This window comes from Chitinivorax sp. PXF-14, assembly GCF_040812015.1.
In the GTDB taxonomy this organism is placed as follows: Bacteria; Pseudomonadota; Gammaproteobacteria; order Burkholderiales; family SCOH01; genus JBFNXJ01.
Window position 1 is genome coordinate 167,272 of the sequence record NZ_JBFNXJ010000006.1, and the last position, 19,709, is coordinate 186,980.

Here is a 19,709-nt window from a genome sequence, read left to right on the forward strand (position 1 = left end):
AGCAAAAGAAAGGCCAGCAATGCTGGCCTTTCTTCATGGTGCGGAGCCCTTACCGGCTCAGCTCGCCTCGTTGGTTCAGCATCGTCAGCTCGACATACTTGCTGCCCTGATGCTGCTTGTCGCTGAAGCTGACCTTGTAGTTGCCGAGGTCATATTCCTTCATCGTGTCGAGCGCCTTGATCACGCCTTCCCTGGTCGGGTTCTTGCCGGCGCGGCGGATGCCCTCTGCCAGCACCTTGGCGTTGATGTAGCCTTCGAGCGAGGCATAGGACGGGCGCGCCGACGGCGCATGCTGCGCCAGCAGGTCGCGGTATTCGCGGATCAGCTTGAGATGATCCGCATCGGGTGAGGGGAAGACCTGCGAGATGCCCACGCCGGCAACCGCTGGAGCGCCATCCTGCCGTATCAGTTCGTCGTAGTTGGCGGTGGATATGTTGAACAGCTGCGACTTGCCGCCCAGTTCGCGGAACTGCTTGATGAACGCCGCCGTCGGGCGAGTGATGGAGATCATCATCACCGCGTCGGGGTTGAGCTTGGCCAGCGCCGTGGCCGCCTCCTTCACGTCGTCCGAGCCCTTCTCGTAGGTCGCGGTTGCCACCAGTTGCATGTCGTGCGCCTTCAGCGAGCGCTTGGCGGCGTCCAGGCCGGCCGTGCCGAACGGGTCGCGCTGGAACATCACACCGACTTTCGAGATACCGAGGTTGCTCAGCAGCGAGACAATCTTCTCCACCTCGTCGTGGTAGCCGGCACGGGTATGAAAGAGGTAGGGGTTGAACGGGTCCCGCGTGCTGAGCGCGCCGGTATAGACCCCGACCAGCGCAATGCGGCTCTTGTCGAGCTGCTTGCTGGCAAGCAGGTCGGTCACGTTGGCTGTGCCGTAGAAGCTCATCAACGCGATGGCCTTGTCGTTTTCGATCAACTGCTTGGCATTCTGCGCCGTGAGGGCGGATTGGTACTGGTCATCCTTGACGACCAGCTTGATCGTTTGACCGTTGATACCGCCATTTGCATTCAGATGATCGAAGTACACCTTGGCGCCAAGCGCTAAGGCGTTGCCGGTCTCGGCGGCCACGCCGCTCAGCGGCGACGACTCGCCAATGACGAGGTCTGCGTTGGCCTGGCCCATGGCCACGCAGAGACAGCCGGCCAGAAGAGATTTCAGTACAGCATCAATTCGCATGGAGACTCCGTTTGGGGGTGAGGGGTCTTTCGCCCGGCGGCACACGTCGAGCCCATCCATTAAAGCAGACGATGCCCAAAATGCCACGGGGATTTTCCCGGGGGAACCGCTTGCCACGGCGCTCCGGGCGCGCATGTTATAGTCTCAAGGCAAGCAATTACGCCGATGGAGCGCAGCAATGAAACGTGCGGTTTACGCAGGTAGTTTTGACCCTGTCACCAAGGGGCATCTCTGGATGATCGAGCAGGGGGTCAAGCTGTTTGATGAGCTGGTGGTGGCAATCGGCCTCAACCCCGAGAAGCGCTACACCTTCAGTGTCGGCGAACGCAAGGTGATGCTCAAGGAGTGCACCCGCCACCTGCCGCATCTACGTGTCGAGGCCTTCGAGAACCAGTTTCTCGTCAATTACGCCAAGTCCATCGGGGCCAACTACATCCTGCGCGGCATCCGCTCCACCAGCGATTACGAGTTCGAACGCACCATGCGCTATATCAATGGCGACCTGTTTCCGGACATCGACACGCTATTCCTCATGCCGCCACGCGAGATCGCCGAGGTCAGCTCCACCATGGTGAAGGGCCTGGTCGGCCCCGACGGCTGGCAGCAGGTGGTCAAGCAGTATGTGCCGGAAGCGGTGTATCAGCATCTTCTCGACAACGCAGCGCAGGGGTCCTGATGGCCGATCTCTCCGCATTTGAAAACCGCCTGCGAAAGAACCTCAAGCATTGGGGAAAATGGGCGCGCCGCAACGGCATTCAGTGCTATCGCCTGTATGACCGCGACGTCCCGGAATTTCCGCTGATCGTTGATATCTATGGTGAGCGTGTTCACCTGCAGGAGGTCGATACCGGCTGGCAAATGGACGAGGCCGACTATCAGTCCTGGCTGGACGCGGTGAGGCAGCGCGTGGCCGATGTCCTGGCCTTGCCGCTCGATGCCGTGGCGCTGAAACAGCGGCGTCGTCAGAAAGGCCTGGAGCAGTATGAAAAGACCGGGCGCGAGGGGGTGGATTTCGTCGTGGGGGAGGGCAGACACCGTTTCATCGTCAATCTGGACGAATACCTCGACACCGGGCTGTTTCTCGACCACCGCAACACGCGTCGCATGGTGGAGCAGGAGGCAGCCGGCAAGCGCGTGCTCAACCTGTTCGCTTACACAGGCAGCTTCAGTGTCTATGCCGCGGCGGGTGGCGCGTCCGAGGTCATTACCGTCGACCTGTCCAATACCTATCAGGACTGGGCACGCCGCAATCTGCTCGAAAATGGCTTCGACGGCCCTCGCTACGAGATGGTACGTGCCGATGTGTTCCGCTATCTCGACGATGCGGTGGAGCGGAGCGAGCGCTTCGACCTGATCGTCATGGATCCACCCACCTTCTCGAACTCGGCCAAGATGCAGGGAATACTGGATGTGCAGCGCGACCATCCCTTACTGGTCCGCCAGTGCCTCCGCCTGCTGAATCCTGGCGGCGTCCTGTATTTCTCGAACAATCTCCGCACTTTCAAGCTGGACGAATCGCTGGTAGACGAATGTGAGCTTCAGGAAATCTCTGCCCAGACGGTTCCTGACGATTTTCGTAACAAGCGGATTCACCGCTGCTGGCGCATGGTGAAACGAGCGCTCTGACTGGATGAATAAAAAAATCCTATCAAATCAATTGCTTTGATTGCCGCGTGAAAAATATTAAAAATTTTCTGCAAATAGTGTTTGACAGCTGCTTTCAACCTCACCATAATGCGCCGCTCATTCAGGAGGGATTCCCGAGCGGTCAAAGGGATCAGACTGTAAATCTGACGGCTCTGCCTTCGAAGGTTCGAATCCTTCTCCCTCCACCAGATTTATGTTTGCTTGCGGAGTGAAGTGTAATCCGTGAGACGAGTGAGGTTTTAAGTCGGCTTGGCTCCGCGGGTGTAGCTCAATGGTAGAGCAGAAGCCTTCCAAGCTTACGACGAGGGTTCGATTCCCTTCACCCGCTCCACCATCAGGTCAAGCGCCCATGTAGCTCAGGGGTAGAGCACTCCCTTGGTAAGGGAGAGGTCGCCAGTTCAATTCTGGCCATGGGCTCCAGTCTTCTGGATTCCCAGTATCTTCGGAAATTTAAGGAACGATCATGGCAAAGGAAAAGTTCGAGCGGACAAAACCGCACGTAAACGTCGGCACCATCGGTCACGTTGACCATGGCAAGACCACGCTGACTGCAGCGATCACCACCATTCTGTCGAAGAAATTCGGTGGCGAAGCCAAGGGTTACGACCAGATCGACAGCGCGCCGGAAGAAAAGGCTCGCGGCATCACCATCAATACCGCGCACGTTGAATACGAAACCGAAAAGCGTCACTACGCCCACGTAGATTGCCCGGGTCACGCTGACTACGTTAAGAACATGATTACCGGTGCCGCCCAGATGGACGGTGCGATCCTGGTTTGTTCCGCTGCTGACGGCCCGATGCCGCAAACGCGTGAACACATCCTGCTGGCTCGTCAGGTAGGTGTGCCGTACATCATCGTCTTCCTGAACAAGTGCGACATGGTCGACGACGAAGAGTTGCTCGAACTGGTCGAAATGGAAGTGCGTGAACTGCTCTCCAAGTACGACTTCCCGGGCGACGACCTGCCGCTGATCAAGGGCTCCGCCCTGAAGGCGCTGGAGGGCGACCAGAGCGACATCGGCGAACCGGCGATCTTCCGCCTGGCCGACGCGCTGGACAGCTACATCCCTGAGCCGGAGCGTGCCGTTGACGGCGCCTTCCTGATGCCCGTGGAAGATGTATTCTCCATCTCCGGTCGCGGCACCGTCGTGACTGGTCGTATCGAGCGTGGCATCGTCAAGGTAGGTGAAGAAGTCGAAATCGTCGGTATCAAGGCGACCGTCAAGACTACTTGCACCGGCGTTGAAATGTTCCGCAAGCTGCTCGACCAAGGTCAGGCAGGCGACAACGTGGGCGTGCTGCTGCGCGGCACCAAGCGTGAAGACGTCGAGCGTGGCCAGGTTCTGGCCAAGCCGGGTTCGATCACCCCGCACACCAAGTTCCAGGCAGAGGTCTACATCCTGTCCAAGGAAGAGGGTGGCCGTCATACCCCGTTCTTCAACGGCTATCGTCCGCAGTTCTACTTCCGTACTACGGACGTGACCGGCTCGATCGATCTGCCGGCAGGTACCGAAATGGTAATGCCAGGCGACAACATCGCCATGACTGTAGCCCTGATCGCGCCGATCGCGATGGAGCAAGGTCTGCGCTTCGCGATCCGCGAAGGTGGCCGCACCGTCGGTGCCGGTGTTGTAGCTAAGGTTATTGAGTAATAGTTGCAAGAAAAGGTGGCATGAGTATAATGCTGCCTCCCCTAGGCGAGTAGCTCAATTGGCAGAGTATCGGTCTCCAAAACCGAGGGTTGGGGGTTCGAGGCCCTCCTCGCCTGCCAAATAATGCCACCCGGCTATGCCGGGTGGCTTTACACGTTTCGAGGTTTCCTCGACGGTAGATTCCAGAGGCTATGGAAGTTCAAGACAGAATAAAGGTCGCTGCGGCGCTGATGTTGATGGTGCTGGGGGTGGTCGGATACTACGTGCTCGCTTCGAGCGGCTCTTTTGTCCGGGTGTTGTCGGTGCTTGTCGGCTTGGTTGCTGCTGGCGGTGTGGTGCTGACGAGTACGCCGGGGAAGGGTTTTGTTGAATTTGCCAAGGAGTCGGTGGCGGAGGCCAAGAAGGTGGTGTGGCCAGCCCGCAAGGAAACCGTGCAACTGACCATGGTGGTATTTGGTTTTGTTGTCGTGCTGGCGCTATTCATGTGGTTGGTGGATGGCACGATTACTTGGTTGTTCTACGATCTTTTGCTCGGGCGGAGTAAATAATGGCTAAGCGTTGGTATGTGGTTCATGCCTACTCCGGTTTCGAGAAGAGCGTGCAGCGTGCGCTGAAAGAGCGCATTGATCGTTCGGATATGGCTGATATGTTTGGCCAGATCCTCGTTCCGGTTGAAGAGGTGATGGAGATTCGTTCTGGTCGCAAGAGTGTGGCTGAACGCAAATTCTTCCCGGGTTATGTGCTCGTCGAAATGGAAATGACGGACGAGTCGTGGCACTTGGTTAAGAGTACACCCAAAGTGACTGGTTTTGTCGGTGGGTCGGGAATGAAGCCGACACCCATCAGTCAGAAGGAGGTGGACTCCCTGATGCAGCAGATGCAGGAAGGGGTCGAGAAGCCCAAGCCCAAGGTACTGTTCGAGATTGGTCAGCTCGTGCGTGTGGCTGAAGGGCCGTTCACCGACTTTAACGGTACGGTCGAGCACGTCGATTACGACAAGAATAAATTGCGTGTTTCTGTTCTGATCTTTGGTCGCCCGACTCCGGTCGAGCTTGATTTTGGTCAGGTCGAAAAGGCATAAGGTTTTCGCTGCGCGAGCAGCGTTTTGTAACGGGGAGCGGCGGCGTTATATCGCTGTTGCGTTAAACCCATTTAAGGAGCTTCATCGTGGCTAAGAAAATTATAGGCTACATCAAACTGCAGGTGCCTGCAGGTAAGGCTAACCCCTCGCCACCGATCGGTCCGGCGCTGGGTCAGCGTGGTTTGAATATCATGGAGTTCTGCAAGGCGTTCAACGCGCAGACTCAAGGCCTGGAGCCAGGTTTGCCGATTCCGGTGGTCATCACCGCGTTCGCCGACAAGAGCTTCACCTTCATCATGAAGACGCCGCCGGCGACCGTCCTGATCAAGAAGGCGGCTGGCGTGCAAAAGGGTAGCCCGAAGCCACATACCGACAAGGTAGGCAAGCTGACTCGTGCCCAGCTCGAAGAAATTGCCAAGACCAAGCAGCCTGATTTGACCGCTGCCGACATGGATGCTGCAGTTCGTACGATCGCGGGTTCTGCACGCAGCATGGGTATCGAAACGGAGGGCGTGTAAATGGCTAAGGTTTCCAAGCGTCTCCAAGCGCTGAAGGCAAAGGTTGACCGTAACAAGCTGTACCCGATCGAAGAGGCGCTGGATCTGGTCAAGGGTGCGGCTACTGCCAAGTTTGACGAGTCCATCGACGTTGCAGTCAATCTCGGCGTTGATGCGCGTAAGTCTGACCAGGTTGTTCGTGGTTCGGTTGTGCTGCCGCGTGGCACCGGTAAGTCGGTTCGCGTTGCCGTGTTCTCGCAAGGTGCTGCTGCTGAGGCGGCCAAGGCTGCGGGTGCCGAGATCGTCGGTTTCGAAGATCTGGCAGAGCAGATCAAGGGTGGCATGATGGATTTCGATATCGTGATCGCCAGCCCCGATGCAATGCGTATCGTTGGCCAGCTCGGTCAGATTCTTGGTCCGCGTGGCCTGATGCCGAACCCCAAGGTTGGCACCGTTACGCCGAACGTTGCCGAGGCAGTCAAGAATGCCAAGGCCGGTCAGGTTCAATACCGTACCGATAAGGGCGGCATCATTCAGTGCACCATCGGCCGAGCATCGTTCGAGCCGGCTGCGCTGCGTGAAAACCTGGGTGCGCTGATCGAGGCCCTGCAAAAGGCCAAGCCGGCAAGCTCCAAGGGCATTTACCTGCGCAAGGTTGCAGTATCCAGCACCATGGGTGTCGGTGTCCGTGTGGACACCGCTACGCTCGCGGGCTGATTGAGTTGTATCCGGCGATGTGGCTGATGCCGCATCGCCCTTTTGACTTTGGGCTGTCGCGTCTGGCGGCAGATTGTCAAAGACCGTAGGTGCCTTTCGGGGCTTAATCTGGCTTTTTGGCCGCCTACGCAGACGGTGCACCCGAATGCAGGTTTCAGATTTTTCACGTCGCAAGGCGTGGAGCCAATCGAAGTATCTCCTGAGTCAGGTCGCCGTATCTAGAGCGCGGAATGGTGGCGTTGTTCATCCTTCCGATTCGTTAACTGTAGGAGGTAGACCTTGAGTCTCAATCTTGAAGATAAAAAGGCGGTCGTAGCTGAGGTATCGGCGCAAGTTGCCGGTGCCCAGACTATCGTGATCGCTGAATATCGGGGCATTGAGGTTGCAAGCATGACCAAGCTGCGCGCAAAGGCGCGTGAGCAGGGCGTGTACCTGCGCGTTCTCAAGAACACGCTGGCGCGTCGCGCAGTTGCAGATACCCCGTTCGCCGGTCTGGCTGACCAAATGGTTGGCCCGCTGGTCTACGGTATTTCTGTTGATGCCGTCGCTGCAGCCAAGGTGTTGCATGATTTTTCCAAGGCCGATGACAAGATCGTCGTCAAGGCAGGCTCTTTCGACGGCAAGGTAATGAACGCCGCTGAAGTTGCTGCCCTGGCGTCGATCCCGAGCCGTGACGAGCTGCTATCCAAGCTGCTGTTCGTTATGCAGGCTCCGGTGTCCGGTTTTGCACGCGCGATGGCTGCCCTGGCCGAAAAGAAACAGGCCGAAGCCGCGTAAGCGTTTATCTTACAAAGAAACAAGTTTCAGGAGTTTTAACAAATGGCAATTACCAAAGACGATATCCTCGAAGCCGTTGGCGCGATGTCCGTTCTCGAACTGAACGACCTGGTTAAGGCGTTCGAAGAGAAGTTCGGCGTTTCCGCTGCTGCTGTTGCTGTTGCTGGCCCCGCTGGCGCCGCTGCACCGGCTGCTGAAGAAAAGACCGAGTTCGACGTGGTCCTGACTGCCGCTGGCGACAACAAGGTTGGCGTGATCAAGGTTGTTCGCGCAGTGACCGGCCTGGGCCTGAAGGAAGCCAAGGACCTCGTTGACGGCGCTCCGAAGGCCGTTAAGGAAGGCGCTAACAAGGCTGATGCTGAATCGATCAAGAAGCAGCTGGAAGAAGCCGGCGCCAAGGTCGAAATCAAGTAATCACGCTTTGCGTAGATTGGGCTGGTGCTACGGCACCGGCCTGATTTCGTTTGTAGAAAACAAAAACAAGCGGCAAGCAATTCCTTAAAAAGCAATAACTTATCTGTAGGTCGCTACTTTTTGTGTTCTAGCGCACCCAACTCGACGGAGTTACCTAATGAGCTATTCGTTCACCGAGAAAAAACGCATTCGTAAGAGTTTCGCGAAGCGGGAAACCGTGCTGGGGGTGCCATACCTCCTGGCCACCCAGATTGAGTCTTACGCACAATTCTTACAGGCAGGCGCTGCGGTCGAAAATCGTAAGACCGTGGGCCTGCAAGCTGCGTTTCAGTCGGTCTTTCCGATCACGAGCCACTCCGGTAACGCAAAGCTTGATTTTGTCCACTACCTGATGGGCGATCCGGTATTCGATGAGCCGGAGTGTCAGCAACGCGGTATTACCTTTGCTGCACCGCTGCGTGCCCGTGTCCGCCTGACCATCATGGACCGCGAAACGCAGAAGGTGAAAGAGGTTAAGGAGCAGGAAGTCTACATGGGTGAGATCCCGTTGATGACTGCTACCGGTTCTTTCATCATCAACGGTACCGAGCGCGTTATCGTTTCGCAGTTGCACCGTTCGCCGGGCGTGTTCTTCGAGCACGACCGTGGCAAGACGCACTCGTCGGGCAAGCTGCTGTTTTCTGCTCGTATCATTCCTTACCGTGGTTCCTGGCTCGACTTCGAATTCGACCCCAAGGATTACCTGTACTTCCGTATCGACCGCCGTCGCAAGATGCCGGTCACGATCCTGCTGAAGTCCCTAGGCTATACACCTGAGCAGATCCTCGCCGAGTTCTTCCAGTTCGATACCTTCTACTTCGGTAATGGGGTTGAAATGGAACTGGTGTCCGAGCGTCTGAAGGGCGAAATCGCCAAGTTCGACATCATCGCCGCAGATGGCAAGGTGCTGGCACAAAAAGACAAGCGCGTCACCGCGAAGCATATCCGTGACATCCAGGCTGCAGGCCTGACGCGCGTTGGCGTGCCACATGACTTCCTGGTTGGCCGCGTGCTGGCGAATAATATCGTCAATGAAAGCACCGGCGAGATCGTCGCTCGAGCGAACGAGGAGATCACTGAAGAGCTGCTGGTCAAGCTCGACAAGGCTGGTGTCAAGCAGGTTCAGGTCATCTACACCAATGATCTCGATGTAGGTGCCTACATCTCCAACACCCTGCGTACCGACGACACCGTCGACCAGAGTCAGGCGCGTATCGCGATCTACCGCATGATGCGTCCTGGCGAGCCGCCGACCGAAGATGCTGTTCAGGCGCTGTTCCAGGGCTTGTTCTTCTCGGAGGACCGTTACGATCTGTCGGCGGTCGGCCGCATGAAGTTCAACCGCCGCATCAGCCGCGACGAGCTGCTCGGCTCGGGCACGCTGGCCAACGAAGACATCGTTGCTGTGATCAAGCTGCTGGTCGAGTTGCGCAATGGCCGAGGCGAGATCGATGACATCGACCACCTGGGTAACCGTCGTGTCCGTTCCGTGGGCGAGTTGGCGGAGAACCAGTTCCGCGCTGGCCTCGTTCGTGTCGAGCGCGCTGTCAAGGAACGCTTGAGCCAGGCCGAGTCGGACAACCTGATGCCGCATGACCTGATCAATGCCAAGCCAGTTTCGGCTGCAATCAAGGAGTTCTTCGGCTCCAGCCAGTTGTCGCAGTTCATGGACCAGACCAACCCGCTGTCGGAAATCACGCACAAGCGTCGTGTCTCGGCACTTGGCCCGGGCGGTCTGACGCGCGAACGCGCAGGCTTCGAAGTGCGCGACGTGCACCCGACCCACTACGGCCGTGTATGCCCGATTGAAACGCCGGAAGGCCCGAACATCGGTCTGATCAACTCGCTGGCGATCTATGCGCGCACCAATGAGTACGGCTTCCTCGAGACGCCGTACCGCAAGGTGGTTGATTCCAAGGTGACCGACCAGATCGAGTACCTGTCCGCGATTGAAGAGGGCCGCTATGTCGTGGCTCAGGCAAACGCGACGCTCGATACCGATGGCACGCTGATCGATGAGTTGGTGACTTGCCGTCACCGTGGCGAAACCACGGTGTCGACGCCGGATCGCATTCAGTACATGGACATCGCGCCGTCGCAGATCGTGTCGGTTGCTGCGTCGCTGATTCCGTTCCTGGAGCACGACGATGCGAACCGTGCCTTGATGGGCGCCAACATGCAACGTCAGGCCGTACCTTGTCTGCGGGCGGAAAAGCCGTTCGTCGGCACGGGCATCGAACGCACATGTGCGGTTGACTCGGGTACTGCGGTGAAGGCGCTGCGTGGCGGTCTGGTCGATTATGTCGATGCCAACCGCGTGGTGATCCGCGTGAACGACGATGAGACCAGTGCGGGTGAAGTCGGTGTGGACATCTACAACCTGACCAAGTACACGCGTTCCAACCAGAACACCAACATCAACCAGCGTCCGATCGTCAAGGTCGGTGACCGTCTGGCCAAGGCTGACGTGATTGCCGACGGTGCATCGACCGACCTCGGTGAACTCGCGCTGGGCCAGAACATGCTGGTGGCGTTCATGCCGTGGAACGGCTACAACTTCGAGGATTCGATCCTGATCTCCGAGCGTGTCGTGGCAGAAGACCGCTATACCTCGATCCATATCGAAGAGTTGAACGTTGTTGCACGTGATACCAAGCTCGGACCTGAAGAAATCACGCGTGACATCTCGAATCTGAGCGAGCGCATGCTGTCGCGCCTAGATGAATCCGGCATCGTCTACATCGGTGCGGAAGTCGAGGCCGGTGATGTGCTGGTCGGCAAGGTAACGCCTAAGGGTGAAACCCAACTGACGCCGGAAGAGAAGCTGCTGCGCGCGATCTTCGGTGAGAAGGCATCCGACGTGAAGGATACTTCGCTGCGCGTGCCGACGGGCATGAGCGGCACAGTCATCGACGTGCAGGTATTCACCCGCGAAGGTATCGAGCGCGATGCGCGTGCCCAGCAGATCATCGACGACCACCTGAAGCGTTACAAGAAGGACTTGGCTGACCAGTTGCGTATCGTCGAGAACGATGCATTCGACCGTATCGCCAAGACCATCATTGGTAAGGTCGTCAATGGTGGCCCGAAGCGCATCACCAAGGGTACCGAGCTGACTCGCGACTACCTGGACTCGATCCCGCGTCATGACTGGTTCGACATTCGCCTGTCGGATGACGAAGGTGCTCGCCAGCTCGAGTTGGCCAAGGCCAGCCTTGAGCAGCTGCGTCTCGACTTCGACGCACGCTTCGAAGAGAAGCGCAAGAAGCTGACCCAAGGCGACGAGTTGCCGCCGGGTGTGCAGAAGATGGTCAAGGTCTACGTGGCCGTGAAGCGCCGCCTGCAGCCTGGCGACAAGATGGCAGGTCGTCACGGTAACAAGGGTGTGGTATCGCGCATCGTACCGATCGAAGACATGCCTTACATGGCCAACGGCACACAGATGGATATCGTGTTGAACCCGCTGGGCGTACCGTCGCGTATGAATATCGGTCAGATTCTCGAGGTGCATCTGGGTTGGGCTGCCAAGGGTCTTGGCAACAAGATCAATGCCATGCTCAAGGACCAGCGCGGCCTGCAGATCAAGGAAATGCGCGACTTCCTGGACAAGGTGTACAACAGCTCGGGCCAGAAGGAAGACGTTGCTTCGTTTACCGACGAGGAAGTGATCGAACTCGCCCGCAACCTGTCCAAGGGTGTGCCGTTCGCCACGCCGGTATTCGACGGTGCGAAGGAAGAGGAAATCAAGACCATGCTGCGGTTGGCTGATCTGCCTGAATCGGGTCAGATCACCCTGCACGATGGTCGCTCCGGCGAGGCATTCGACCGCAAGGTAACTGTCGGTTACATGCACGTGCTCAAGCTGCACCACTTGGTCGATGACAAGATGCACGCGCGCTCCACCGGCCCATACTCGCTCGTGACCCAGCAACCGCTCGGCGGTAAGGCACAGTTCGGTGGCCAGCGCTTCGGTGAAATGGAAGTGTGGGCACTGGAAGCGTATGGCGCGTCCTACACGCTGCAGGAAATGCTGACCGTGAAGTCCGATGACGTGACTGGCCGTACCAAGGTCTACGAGAACATCGTCAAGGGCGAGCACAAGATCGACGCTGGCATGCCGGAATCCTTCAACGTATTGGTGAAGGAAATCCGCTCGCTGGGTATCGACATCGATCTCGAGCGCTACTAAGACCAAGGAACACGGGTGGCGCCAGCGCCACCCCCAAGAAATTCTCAGGAGTAACTGATGAAAGCATTGCTCGATCTGTTCAAGCAGGTGACGCAGGAAGAAGAATTCGATGCCATCCGTATCGGCATCGCGTCGCCGGAGAAAATCCGTTCCTGGTCGTTTGGCGAAGTCAAGAAACCAGAAACGATCAACTATCGTACCTTCAAGCCTGAGCGCGATGGCCTGTTCTGCGCGCGTATCTTCGGGCCGATCAAGGATTACGAGTGCCTGTGCGGCAAGTACAAGCGCCTCAAGCATCGTGGCGTGATCTGCGAGAAGTGTGGCGTCGAAGTCACCCTGTCCAAGGTGCGCCGCGAGCGCATGGGCCACATCGAACTGGCCTCGCCGACCGCTCACATCTGGTTCCTCAAGTCGCTGCCGTCGCGTCTGGGCATGGTGCTCGACATGACATTGCGCGACATCGAACGCGTGTTGTACTTCGAAGCCTATGTCGTGACCGATCCAGGTATCACGCCGCTGCAACGTGCGCAGCTGCTGACCGAAGACGATTACCTGAACAAGCTCGAAGAGTATGGCGACGAATTCTCTGCCAGCATGGGGGCTGAAGGTGTGCGCGATCTGCTGCGTACGCTGGACCTCATCGGCGAAATGGAACGTCTCAAGCACGAACTCGAAAATACCGGTTCGGATGCCAAGATCAAGAAGATCGCCAAGCGTCTGAAGGTATTGGAGGCCTTCCACAAGTCCGGCATCAAGCCCGACTGGATGATCATGGAAGTGCTGCCGGTACTGCCGCCAGAACTGCGTCCGCTCGTTCCGCTGGATGGTGGCCGTTTTGCCACGTCCGACCTGAATGACCTGTACCGTCGCGTCATCAACCGCAACAACCGCCTCAAGCGCCTGTTGGAGCTGAAGGCGCCTGAAATCATCGTGCGCAACGAAAAGCGCATGTTGCAGGAAGCCGTTGATTCGCTGCTCGACAACGGCCGTCGCGGCAAGGCGATGACCGGTGCCAACAAGCGCCCGCTGAAGTCGCTGGCGGACATGATCAAGGGTAAGGGCGGTCGTTTCCGTCAGAACCTGCTGGGTAAGCGTGTCGACTATTCCGGCCGTTCCGTGATCGTGGTTGGCCCGACGCTGCGTCTGCACCAGTGCGGCCTGCCCAAGAAGATGGCACTCGAGTTGTTCAAGCCCTTCATCTTCCACAAGCTGGAAGTGCTTGGCCTAGCAACGACGATCAAGGCTGCGAAGCGCCTGGTCGAACAGGAAGTGCCGGAAGTCTGGGACATCCTCGAAGAAGTCATTCGCGAACACCCGGTCATGCTGAACCGCGCGCCGACGCTGCACCGCCTGGGTATTCAGGCATTCGAGCCGGTACTGATCGAAGGCAAGGCCATCCAGCTGCATCCGCTCGTGTGCGCGGCGTTCAACGCCGACTTCGACGGTGACCAGATGGCTGTTCACGTCCCGCTGTCGCTCGAAGCACAGATGGAAGCCCGCACGCTGATGCTGGCCTCCAACAACGTGTTGTCGCCTGCCAACGGCGAGCCGATCATCGTGCCGTCGCAGGATATCGTACTGGGGCTGTACTACATGACGCGCGAACGCATCAATGCGATCGGCGAAGGTATGCGTTTCTCCGACGTCGGCGAAGTGTTCCGCGCCTACGAGACGCGTCAGGTTCACCTGTCGACCAAGATCACCGTGCGCCTGAAGGAATATGATCCGATCGGCAACGGCGAATTTGCCGAGAAGCTGGTTCGCCACGAAACGACCGTCGGCCGCGCGCTGCTGTCCGAGATCCTGCCGAAGGGCCTGCCCTTCAGCTTCATCAACAAATCGTTGAAGAAGAAGGAAATCTCGAAGCTGATCAACGCCTCGTTCCGTCGTTGCGGCCTGCGCGATACCGTCATCTTCGCCGACCAGCTGATGTACACCGGTTTCAGCTATGCGACCCGTGGTGGTATCTCGATTTGCGTCGACGACATGCAGGTTCCGTCCGTCAAGCACGACATCATCGGTGCGGCGGAGAAGGAAGTTAAGGAAATCGAAATGCAGTACACCTCGGGTCTCGTCACCCAGGGTGAGCGTTACAACAAGGTAGTTGACATCTGGGGTCGCGCAGGCGACCAGGTTGCCAAGGCGATGATGGAGCAGCTCGCCAAGGAGCCGGTTGTCGATCGCGAAGGCAAAACGGTGCAGCAAGAGTCGTTCAACGCCATCTACATGATGGCTGACTCCGGCGCGCGGGGTTCCGCGGCGCAGATTCGTCAGCTGGCCGGTATGCGTGGCCTGATGGCGAAGCCGGATGGCTCGATTATCGAAACGCCGATTACCGCGAACTTCCGCGAAGGTCTGAATGTACTCCAGTACTTTATCTCGACGCACGGTGCGCGTAAGGGTCTGGCGGATACGGCACTGAAGACTGCGAACTCCGGTTACCTGACGCGTCGTCTCGTCGACGTGACCCAGGATCTGGTGGTGACCGGTGAAGACTGCGGCACCCGTAATGGCGTGGCGCTCAAGGCTGTACTGCAGGGCGGTGAAGTGATCGAGGCGTTGCGTGACCGCATTCTGGGTCGTACCGCTGCCAACGACATCATCAATCCTGACACCGATGAAACCATGTTCGAGGCCGGTACCTTGCTGACCGAGGCGGTTGTCGAGCAGATCGAAGCGGCTGGTATCGATGAAGTCAAGGTACGCACGCCGTTGACGTGCGAAACCCGTTACGGCCTGTGCGCAACCTGCTACGGCCGCGATCTGGGTCGCGGCAAGCTGGTGAACGTCGGCGAAGCCGTGGGTGTGATCGCTGCACAGTCGATCGGTGAGCCGGGTACCCAGCTGACCATGCGTACCTTCCACATCGGTGGTGCGGCGTCGCGTGCAGCGGTGGCAAGCCAGATCGAGACCAAGTCGAACGGTGTGGTGCGTTTCTCCAGCCAGATGCGTTATGTCACCAACGTGAAGGGTGAGCAGATTGCCATTGCACGTTCCGGTGAAATCGTGATTACCGACGACAATGGCCGTGAGCGCGAGCGTCACAAGGTACCATACGGCGCCACGCTGCTTTCCGTTGACGGTACGCAGGTGAAGGCCGGTCAGGTGCTGGCGACCTGGGACCCACACACTCGTCCGATCATTACCGAGTACGCTGGCCGCATCAAGTTCGAGAACGTCGAGGAAGGTGCGACCGTTGCGAAGCAGATCGACGAGGTAACGGGCCTGTCGACCTTGGTGGTCATCGACCCGAAACGGCGCGCCGGTGCTCAACTGAAGGGGTTGCGTCCGCAGGTCAAGTTGCTCGACGGCAGCGGCCAGGAAGTGAAGATCGTCGGCACCGATACGCCTGTCAATATCACCTTCCAGATCGGTTGTATCATTACCGTGAAGGATGGTCAGGATGTTGGTGTGGGTGAAGTGCTGGCCCGTATTCCTCAGGAATCGTCGAAGACACGCGACATTACCGGTGGTCTGCCGCGCGTGGCTGAGCTGTTTGAAGCCCGTTCGCCGAAGGATGCCGGCATGCTGGCTGAAATCACCGGCACGGTATCGTTCGGTAAGGACACCAAGGGCAAGCAGCGCTTGGTCATTACCGATGTCGACGGTGTAGCTCACGAGAACCTGATTCCCAAGGAAAAGCACGTACTGGTGCATGACGGCCAGGTGCTGAACCGTGGTGAAACGATCGTGGACGGCCCGGTAGATCCGCACGACATTCTGCGCCTGCAGGGTATCGAGGCCTTGGCTCGCTACATCGTCGAAGAGGTGCAGGAAGTCTATCGACTGCAGGGCGTGAAGATTAACGACAAGCACATCGAGGTGATCGTGCGCCAGATGCTGCGTCGTGTATCCATAAATGACGCTGGCGATACCAAGTTCATCCCGGGTGAGCAGGTGGAACGCGCCGAGGTGCTCGAGGTCAATGACCAGATGGCGGCGGAAGGCAAGTTGCCGGCGCAGTACGACAACGTACTGCTTGGTATTACCAAGGCATCGCTGTCGACGGATTCCTTCATCTCCGCTGCGTCGTTCCAGGAAACGACTCGCGTCCTGACCGAAGCCGCAATCATGGGCAAGAAGGACGATCTGCGTGGCCTGAAGGAAAACGTCATCGTTGGTCGCCTGATTCCTGCCGGTACCGGTCTGGCTTACCATTCGAGCCGTCGCAAGCGTACGCGTGGCGAAGATCAGGCTGGTCGTGTGGAGCTGCAGGAAGCGGCCGCTAGCGAAGTTCACGAATAAACCACAATAGCGTCGCAGCCAGTAAGTCCGGATCGGGAGCCTCGAAGGGTTCCCGATCCGTTGTCTTTGAAAGGCCAGGATTTGACAGGGCCTTGAAAAATCACATAGAATCTTGGGTCCTTTCGTCTAGAGTGGCGGCAATGTTTGTCGCCTCGTTTTTTTAGGAAGAAGCAATGCCAACCATTAACCAACTTGTTCGTAAGGGTCGCCAAAGCGCGCCTGCGAAGAGCAAGGTTCCCGCGCTGGAAGCTTGCCCGCAGAAGCGTGGTGTATGTACCCGTGTCTACACCACCACCCCAAAGAAGCCAAACTCGGCTCTGCGTAAGGTGTGTAAGGTTCGCCTGACCAACGGTTTCGAAGTGATTTCGTATATCGGCGGTGAAGGTCACAACCTGCAGGAGCACTCGGTCGTGCTGATTCGCGGTGGTCGTGTGAAGGACTTGCCTGGTGTTCGTTACCACACCGTGCGCGGTAGTCTGGACACTGCTGGCGTGAAAGATCGTAAGCAGAGTCGTTCCAAGTACGGTACCAAACGCCCGAAGGCCTAAGGTTCCGTGTCAGGCGGCAAGGCCTATGTTGCGCTGCCGTCTAGTAAGCGGCTGGCCAGGTGGTCGGTCGGGAGTGGCGTGTCACTCAGCTGAATAGATTTGAAGAGGTTAAAAATGCCAAGACGTAGAGAAGTACCCAAACGCGAAGTCCTGCCTGATCCTAAGTTCGGTAATGTGGATCTGGCAAAATTCATGAACGTGGTGATGCTGGACGGCAAGAAGTCCGTTGCTGAAAACATCGTTTACGGCGCGCTCGAGCAGATCGAGAAGAAGTCCAGCAAAGATCCGCTGGCTGTCTTCAATCAGGCGATGAGCAATGTAAAGCCTGTGGTTGAGGTCAAGAGTCGTCGTGTCGGTGGTGCGAACTACCAGGTTCCGGTTGAGGTGCGTCCTGCACGTCGTATGGCATTGGCTATGCGTTGGTTGCGTGAAGCGGCTCGTAAGCGCGGCGAAAAGTCCATGGCATTGCGACTTGCCGGCGAGCTGCTGGATGCCTCCGAGGGGCGTGGTGGCGCGATGAAGAAGCGCGACGAAGTGCACCGCATGGCGGAAGCGAACAAGGCGTTCTCGCACTATCGCTTCTAAATCGTTCTTTGAACATTGCTTAAAAGGTTTTAGCTGTGGCACGTAAAACACCTATCGAGCGCTACCGTAATATCGGTATTAGTGCTCACATCGACGCCGGTAAGACGACTACCACCGAGCGTATCCTGTTCTACACCGGTGTGAACCACAAGATCGGTGAAGTGCATGACGGCGCCGCCACCATGGACTGGATGGAGCAGGAGCAGGAGCGTGGTATTACCATTACCTCCGCTGCAACGACCACGTTCTGGAGCGGTATGGCGCGCCAGTTCCCTGAGCATCGTATCAATATTATTGATACCCCGGGGCACGTTGACTTCACCATCGAGGTGGAGCGTTCCATGCGTGTTCTGGATGGCGCCTGCATGGTTTACTGTGCAGTGGGTGGTGTACAGCCACAGTCTGAAACCGTATGGCGTCAGGCGAACAAGTACAAGGTGCCCCGTCTCGCCTTCGTCAACAAGATGGACCGTCAGGGTGCCAACTTCTTCCGCGTGGTCGAGCAGATGCGTACCCGCCTGAAGGCAAATCCTGTGCCGGTGGCCATTCCTATCGGGGCTGAAGACACCTTTACTGGTGTTGTGGACCTGATCAAGATGAAGGCCATCATTTGGGATGAAGCCTCCCAAGGTATGAAGTTCGAATACGTTGACATCCCTGCCGAGCTGCAGGGCGTGGCAGATGAATGGCGCGAAAAGATGGTTGAAGCTGCCGCAGAGGCAAGCGAAGACCTAATGAACGAATACCTGGAAAACGGCTCGCTGTCCGAAGAGCAGGTCATCGAGGCGCTGCGTCAGCGTACCTTGGCTTGCGAAATCCAGCCGATGCTGTGTGGCACCGCGTTCAAGAACAAGGGTGTACAGCTGATGCTGGATACCGTTATTCAGCTGCTGCCGTCGCCGGTCGATATTCCTCCGGTCAAGGGTACCAAGGAAAATGGCGAGGAAGATAGCCGTGAGGCGTCTGATGAAGCGCCATTCTCCGCGCTGGCGTTCAAGCTGATGAACGACCCCTATGTCGGTCAGTTGACCTTCTTCCGCGTCTATTCGGGTGTGGTTAAGCAGGGTGACTCGGTGATGAACTCCGTCAAGGACAAGAAGGAGCGTATCGGCCGTATCGTTCAGATGCATGCGAACAACCGCGAGGAAATCGAAGAGGTTCGCGCGGGTGACATCGCAGCAGCGATTGGTCTGAAGGAAGTGACTACCGGTGAAACCTTGTGTGCCATCGATAGCGTCATCGTCCTTGAGCGCATGGAGTTCCCGGATCCGGTAATTCACGTTGCGGTTGAACCCAAGACCAAGGCCGACCAAGAGAAGATGGGTGTTGCCCTGAATCGCTTGGCCAAGGAAGATCCGTCGTTCCGCGTGCGTACCGACGAAGAATCGGGTCAGACGATTATTTCCGGCATGGGTGAATTGCACCTGGAAATTATTGTCGATCGCATGAAGCGCGAGTTTGGTGTCGAGGCTAACGTCGGCGCGCCACAGGTTGCTTACCGTGAAACGATCACCAAGGTCGCCGAGGATATCGAAGGTAAGCACGCCAAGCAGTCGGGTGGTAAGGGTCAGTACGGCCACTGCGTGATTACCGTTGAGCCGGCGGGTGAAGGTAAGGGCTACTCGTTCGTCGACGAAATCAAGGGCGGCACGATTCCCCGTGAATTCATTCCGTCTGTCGATAAGGGTATTCAGAACACGCTCAAGGCGGGTGTGTTGGCTGGCTTCCCTGTTGTGGATGTCAAGGTACGTCTGACCTTCGGTTCCTACCATGACGTCGACTCGTCGCAGATCGCGTTTGAACTGGCCGGTTCGCTGGCGTTCAAGGAGGCGATGCGCCGTGCGGGTCCGGTGATTCTTGAGCCGATGATGGCTGTTGAAATCGAAACGCCGGAAGAGTACATGGGTGACATCATGGGCGACATCTCTTCCCGTCGCGGCATGTTGCAGGGTATGGATGACAATCCTGCCGGCGGTAAGATGATCAAGGCGGAAGTTCCGCTGGCAGAAATGTTCGGCTACTCGACCACGCTGCGTTCGATGTCTCAGGGTCGCGCTACGTACTCGATGGAGTTCAAGCATTACTCCGAGGCTCCGCGCAACGTCGCTGAAGCCGTAATGAACAGCAAGAAATAAC

15 protein-coding genes and 4 tRNA genes are annotated in these 19,709 nt (G+C 57.6%); 18 read left to right on the top strand and 1 reads right to left on the bottom strand.

Annotation, left to right across the window (positions count from 1 at the left end; genetic code table 11):
- Window positions 1-49 precede the first annotated feature (49 nt).
- The gene (locus tag ABWL39_RS09795) at window positions 50-1,180 is read right to left on the bottom strand and encodes an ABC transporter substrate-binding protein (RefSeq protein ID WP_367789796.1); all 1,131 of its coding nucleotides are present in this window, start codon (window positions 1,178-1,180) and stop codon (window positions 50-52) included.
- Window positions 1,181-1,358: 178 nt separating this feature from the next.
- On the opposite strand from ABWL39_RS09795, the gene coaD reads away from it, so the two are divergent.
- From coaD to fusA, 18 genes are all read left to right on the top strand, one after another.
- Window positions 1,359-1,856 carry a pantetheine-phosphate adenylyltransferase gene (gene coaD, locus ABWL39_RS09800; RefSeq protein ID WP_367789799.1) on the top strand — a complete coding sequence of 166 codons (498 nt, stop codon included), beginning with the start codon at window positions 1,359-1,361 and terminating at the stop codon, window positions 1,854-1,856.
- Window positions 1,856-2,806 carry a class I SAM-dependent methyltransferase gene (locus ABWL39_RS09805; protein ID WP_367789803.1) on the top strand — a complete coding sequence of 317 codons (951 nt, stop codon included), beginning with the start codon at window positions 1,856-1,858 and terminating at the stop codon, window positions 2,804-2,806. The genes coaD and ABWL39_RS09805 overlap by 1 nt, the downstream gene beginning before the upstream one ends.
- Before the next feature lie 124 nt (window positions 2,807-2,930).
- Window positions 2,931-3,015 (top strand) — tRNA-Tyr (locus ABWL39_RS09810).
- Between the two features lie 69 nt (window positions 3,016-3,084).
- A tRNA-Gly gene (locus ABWL39_RS09815) sits at window positions 3,085-3,158 on the top strand.
- A 14-nt stretch (window positions 3,159-3,172) separates the two neighbouring features.
- Window positions 3,173-3,247: transfer RNA gene (locus ABWL39_RS09820), tRNA-Thr, on the top strand.
- Window positions 3,248-3,290: 43 nt separating this feature from the next.
- Window positions 3,291-4,481 (top strand): elongation factor Tu, encoded by a 1,191-nt coding sequence (gene tuf, locus ABWL39_RS09825; RefSeq protein WP_367789806.1) that lies wholly within the window; start codon window positions 3,291-3,293, stop codon window positions 4,479-4,481.
- A gap of 43 nt (window positions 4,482-4,524) precedes the next feature.
- A tRNA-Trp gene (locus tag ABWL39_RS09830) sits at window positions 4,525-4,600 on the top strand.
- Window positions 4,601-4,672: 72 nt separating this feature from the next.
- A complete protein-coding gene (gene secE, locus ABWL39_RS09835; protein WP_367789809.1) occupies window positions 4,673-5,029 on the top strand; it encodes a preprotein translocase subunit SecE in 357 nt (118 codons plus the stop codon).
- Window positions 5,029-5,562, top strand: a complete 534-nt coding sequence (gene nusG, locus ABWL39_RS09840) for a transcription termination/antitermination protein NusG (RefSeq protein ID WP_367789812.1) — start codon at window positions 5,029-5,031, stop codon at window positions 5,560-5,562. The genes secE and nusG overlap by 1 nt, the downstream gene beginning before the upstream one ends.
- 86 nt (window positions 5,563-5,648) lie before the next feature.
- The gene (rplK, locus tag ABWL39_RS09845) at window positions 5,649-6,080 is read left to right on the top strand and encodes a 50S ribosomal protein L11 (RefSeq protein ID WP_367789815.1); all 432 of its coding nucleotides are present in this window, start codon (window positions 5,649-5,651) and stop codon (window positions 6,078-6,080) included.
- Window positions 6,081-6,776, top strand: a complete 696-nt coding sequence (rplA, locus tag ABWL39_RS09850; RefSeq protein WP_367789818.1) for a 50S ribosomal protein L1 — start codon at window positions 6,081-6,083, stop codon at window positions 6,774-6,776.
- A 279-nt stretch (window positions 6,777-7,055) separates the two neighbouring features.
- Window positions 7,056-7,553, top strand: coding sequence for a 50S ribosomal protein L10 (gene rplJ / locus ABWL39_RS09855; protein ID WP_367789821.1), 498 nt, complete (start codon window positions 7,056-7,058; stop codon window positions 7,551-7,553).
- A 42-nt stretch (window positions 7,554-7,595) separates the two neighbouring features.
- Window positions 7,596-7,967 (top strand): 50S ribosomal protein L7/L12, encoded by a 372-nt coding sequence (gene rplL, locus ABWL39_RS09860; RefSeq protein WP_367789824.1) that lies wholly within the window; start codon window positions 7,596-7,598, stop codon window positions 7,965-7,967.
- A 157-nt stretch (window positions 7,968-8,124) separates the two neighbouring features.
- A complete protein-coding gene (gene rpoB / locus ABWL39_RS09865; RefSeq protein WP_367789827.1) occupies window positions 8,125-12,195 on the top strand; it encodes a DNA-directed RNA polymerase subunit beta in 4,071 nt (1,356 codons plus the stop codon).
- A 57-nt stretch (window positions 12,196-12,252) separates the two neighbouring features.
- Window positions 12,253-16,440 carry a DNA-directed RNA polymerase subunit beta' gene (rpoC, locus tag ABWL39_RS09870; protein WP_367789830.1) on the top strand — a complete coding sequence of 1,396 codons (4,188 nt, stop codon included), beginning with the start codon at window positions 12,253-12,255 and terminating at the stop codon, window positions 16,438-16,440.
- A gap of 173 nt (window positions 16,441-16,613) precedes the next feature.
- Window positions 16,614-16,988, top strand: coding sequence for a 30S ribosomal protein S12 (gene rpsL, locus ABWL39_RS09875; protein ID WP_367789834.1), 375 nt, complete (start codon window positions 16,614-16,616; stop codon window positions 16,986-16,988).
- Window positions 16,989-17,102: 114 nt separating this feature from the next.
- Window positions 17,103-17,573, top strand: a complete 471-nt coding sequence (gene rpsG, locus ABWL39_RS09880; protein ID WP_367789838.1) for a 30S ribosomal protein S7 — start codon at window positions 17,103-17,105, stop codon at window positions 17,571-17,573.
- Between the two features lie 35 nt (window positions 17,574-17,608).
- Entirely contained in the window at window positions 17,609-19,708 is a 2,100-nt protein-coding gene (gene fusA / locus ABWL39_RS09885; protein ID WP_367789841.1) for an elongation factor G, read from the top strand.
- The last annotated feature ends 1 nt before the right edge of the window (window position 19,709 follow it).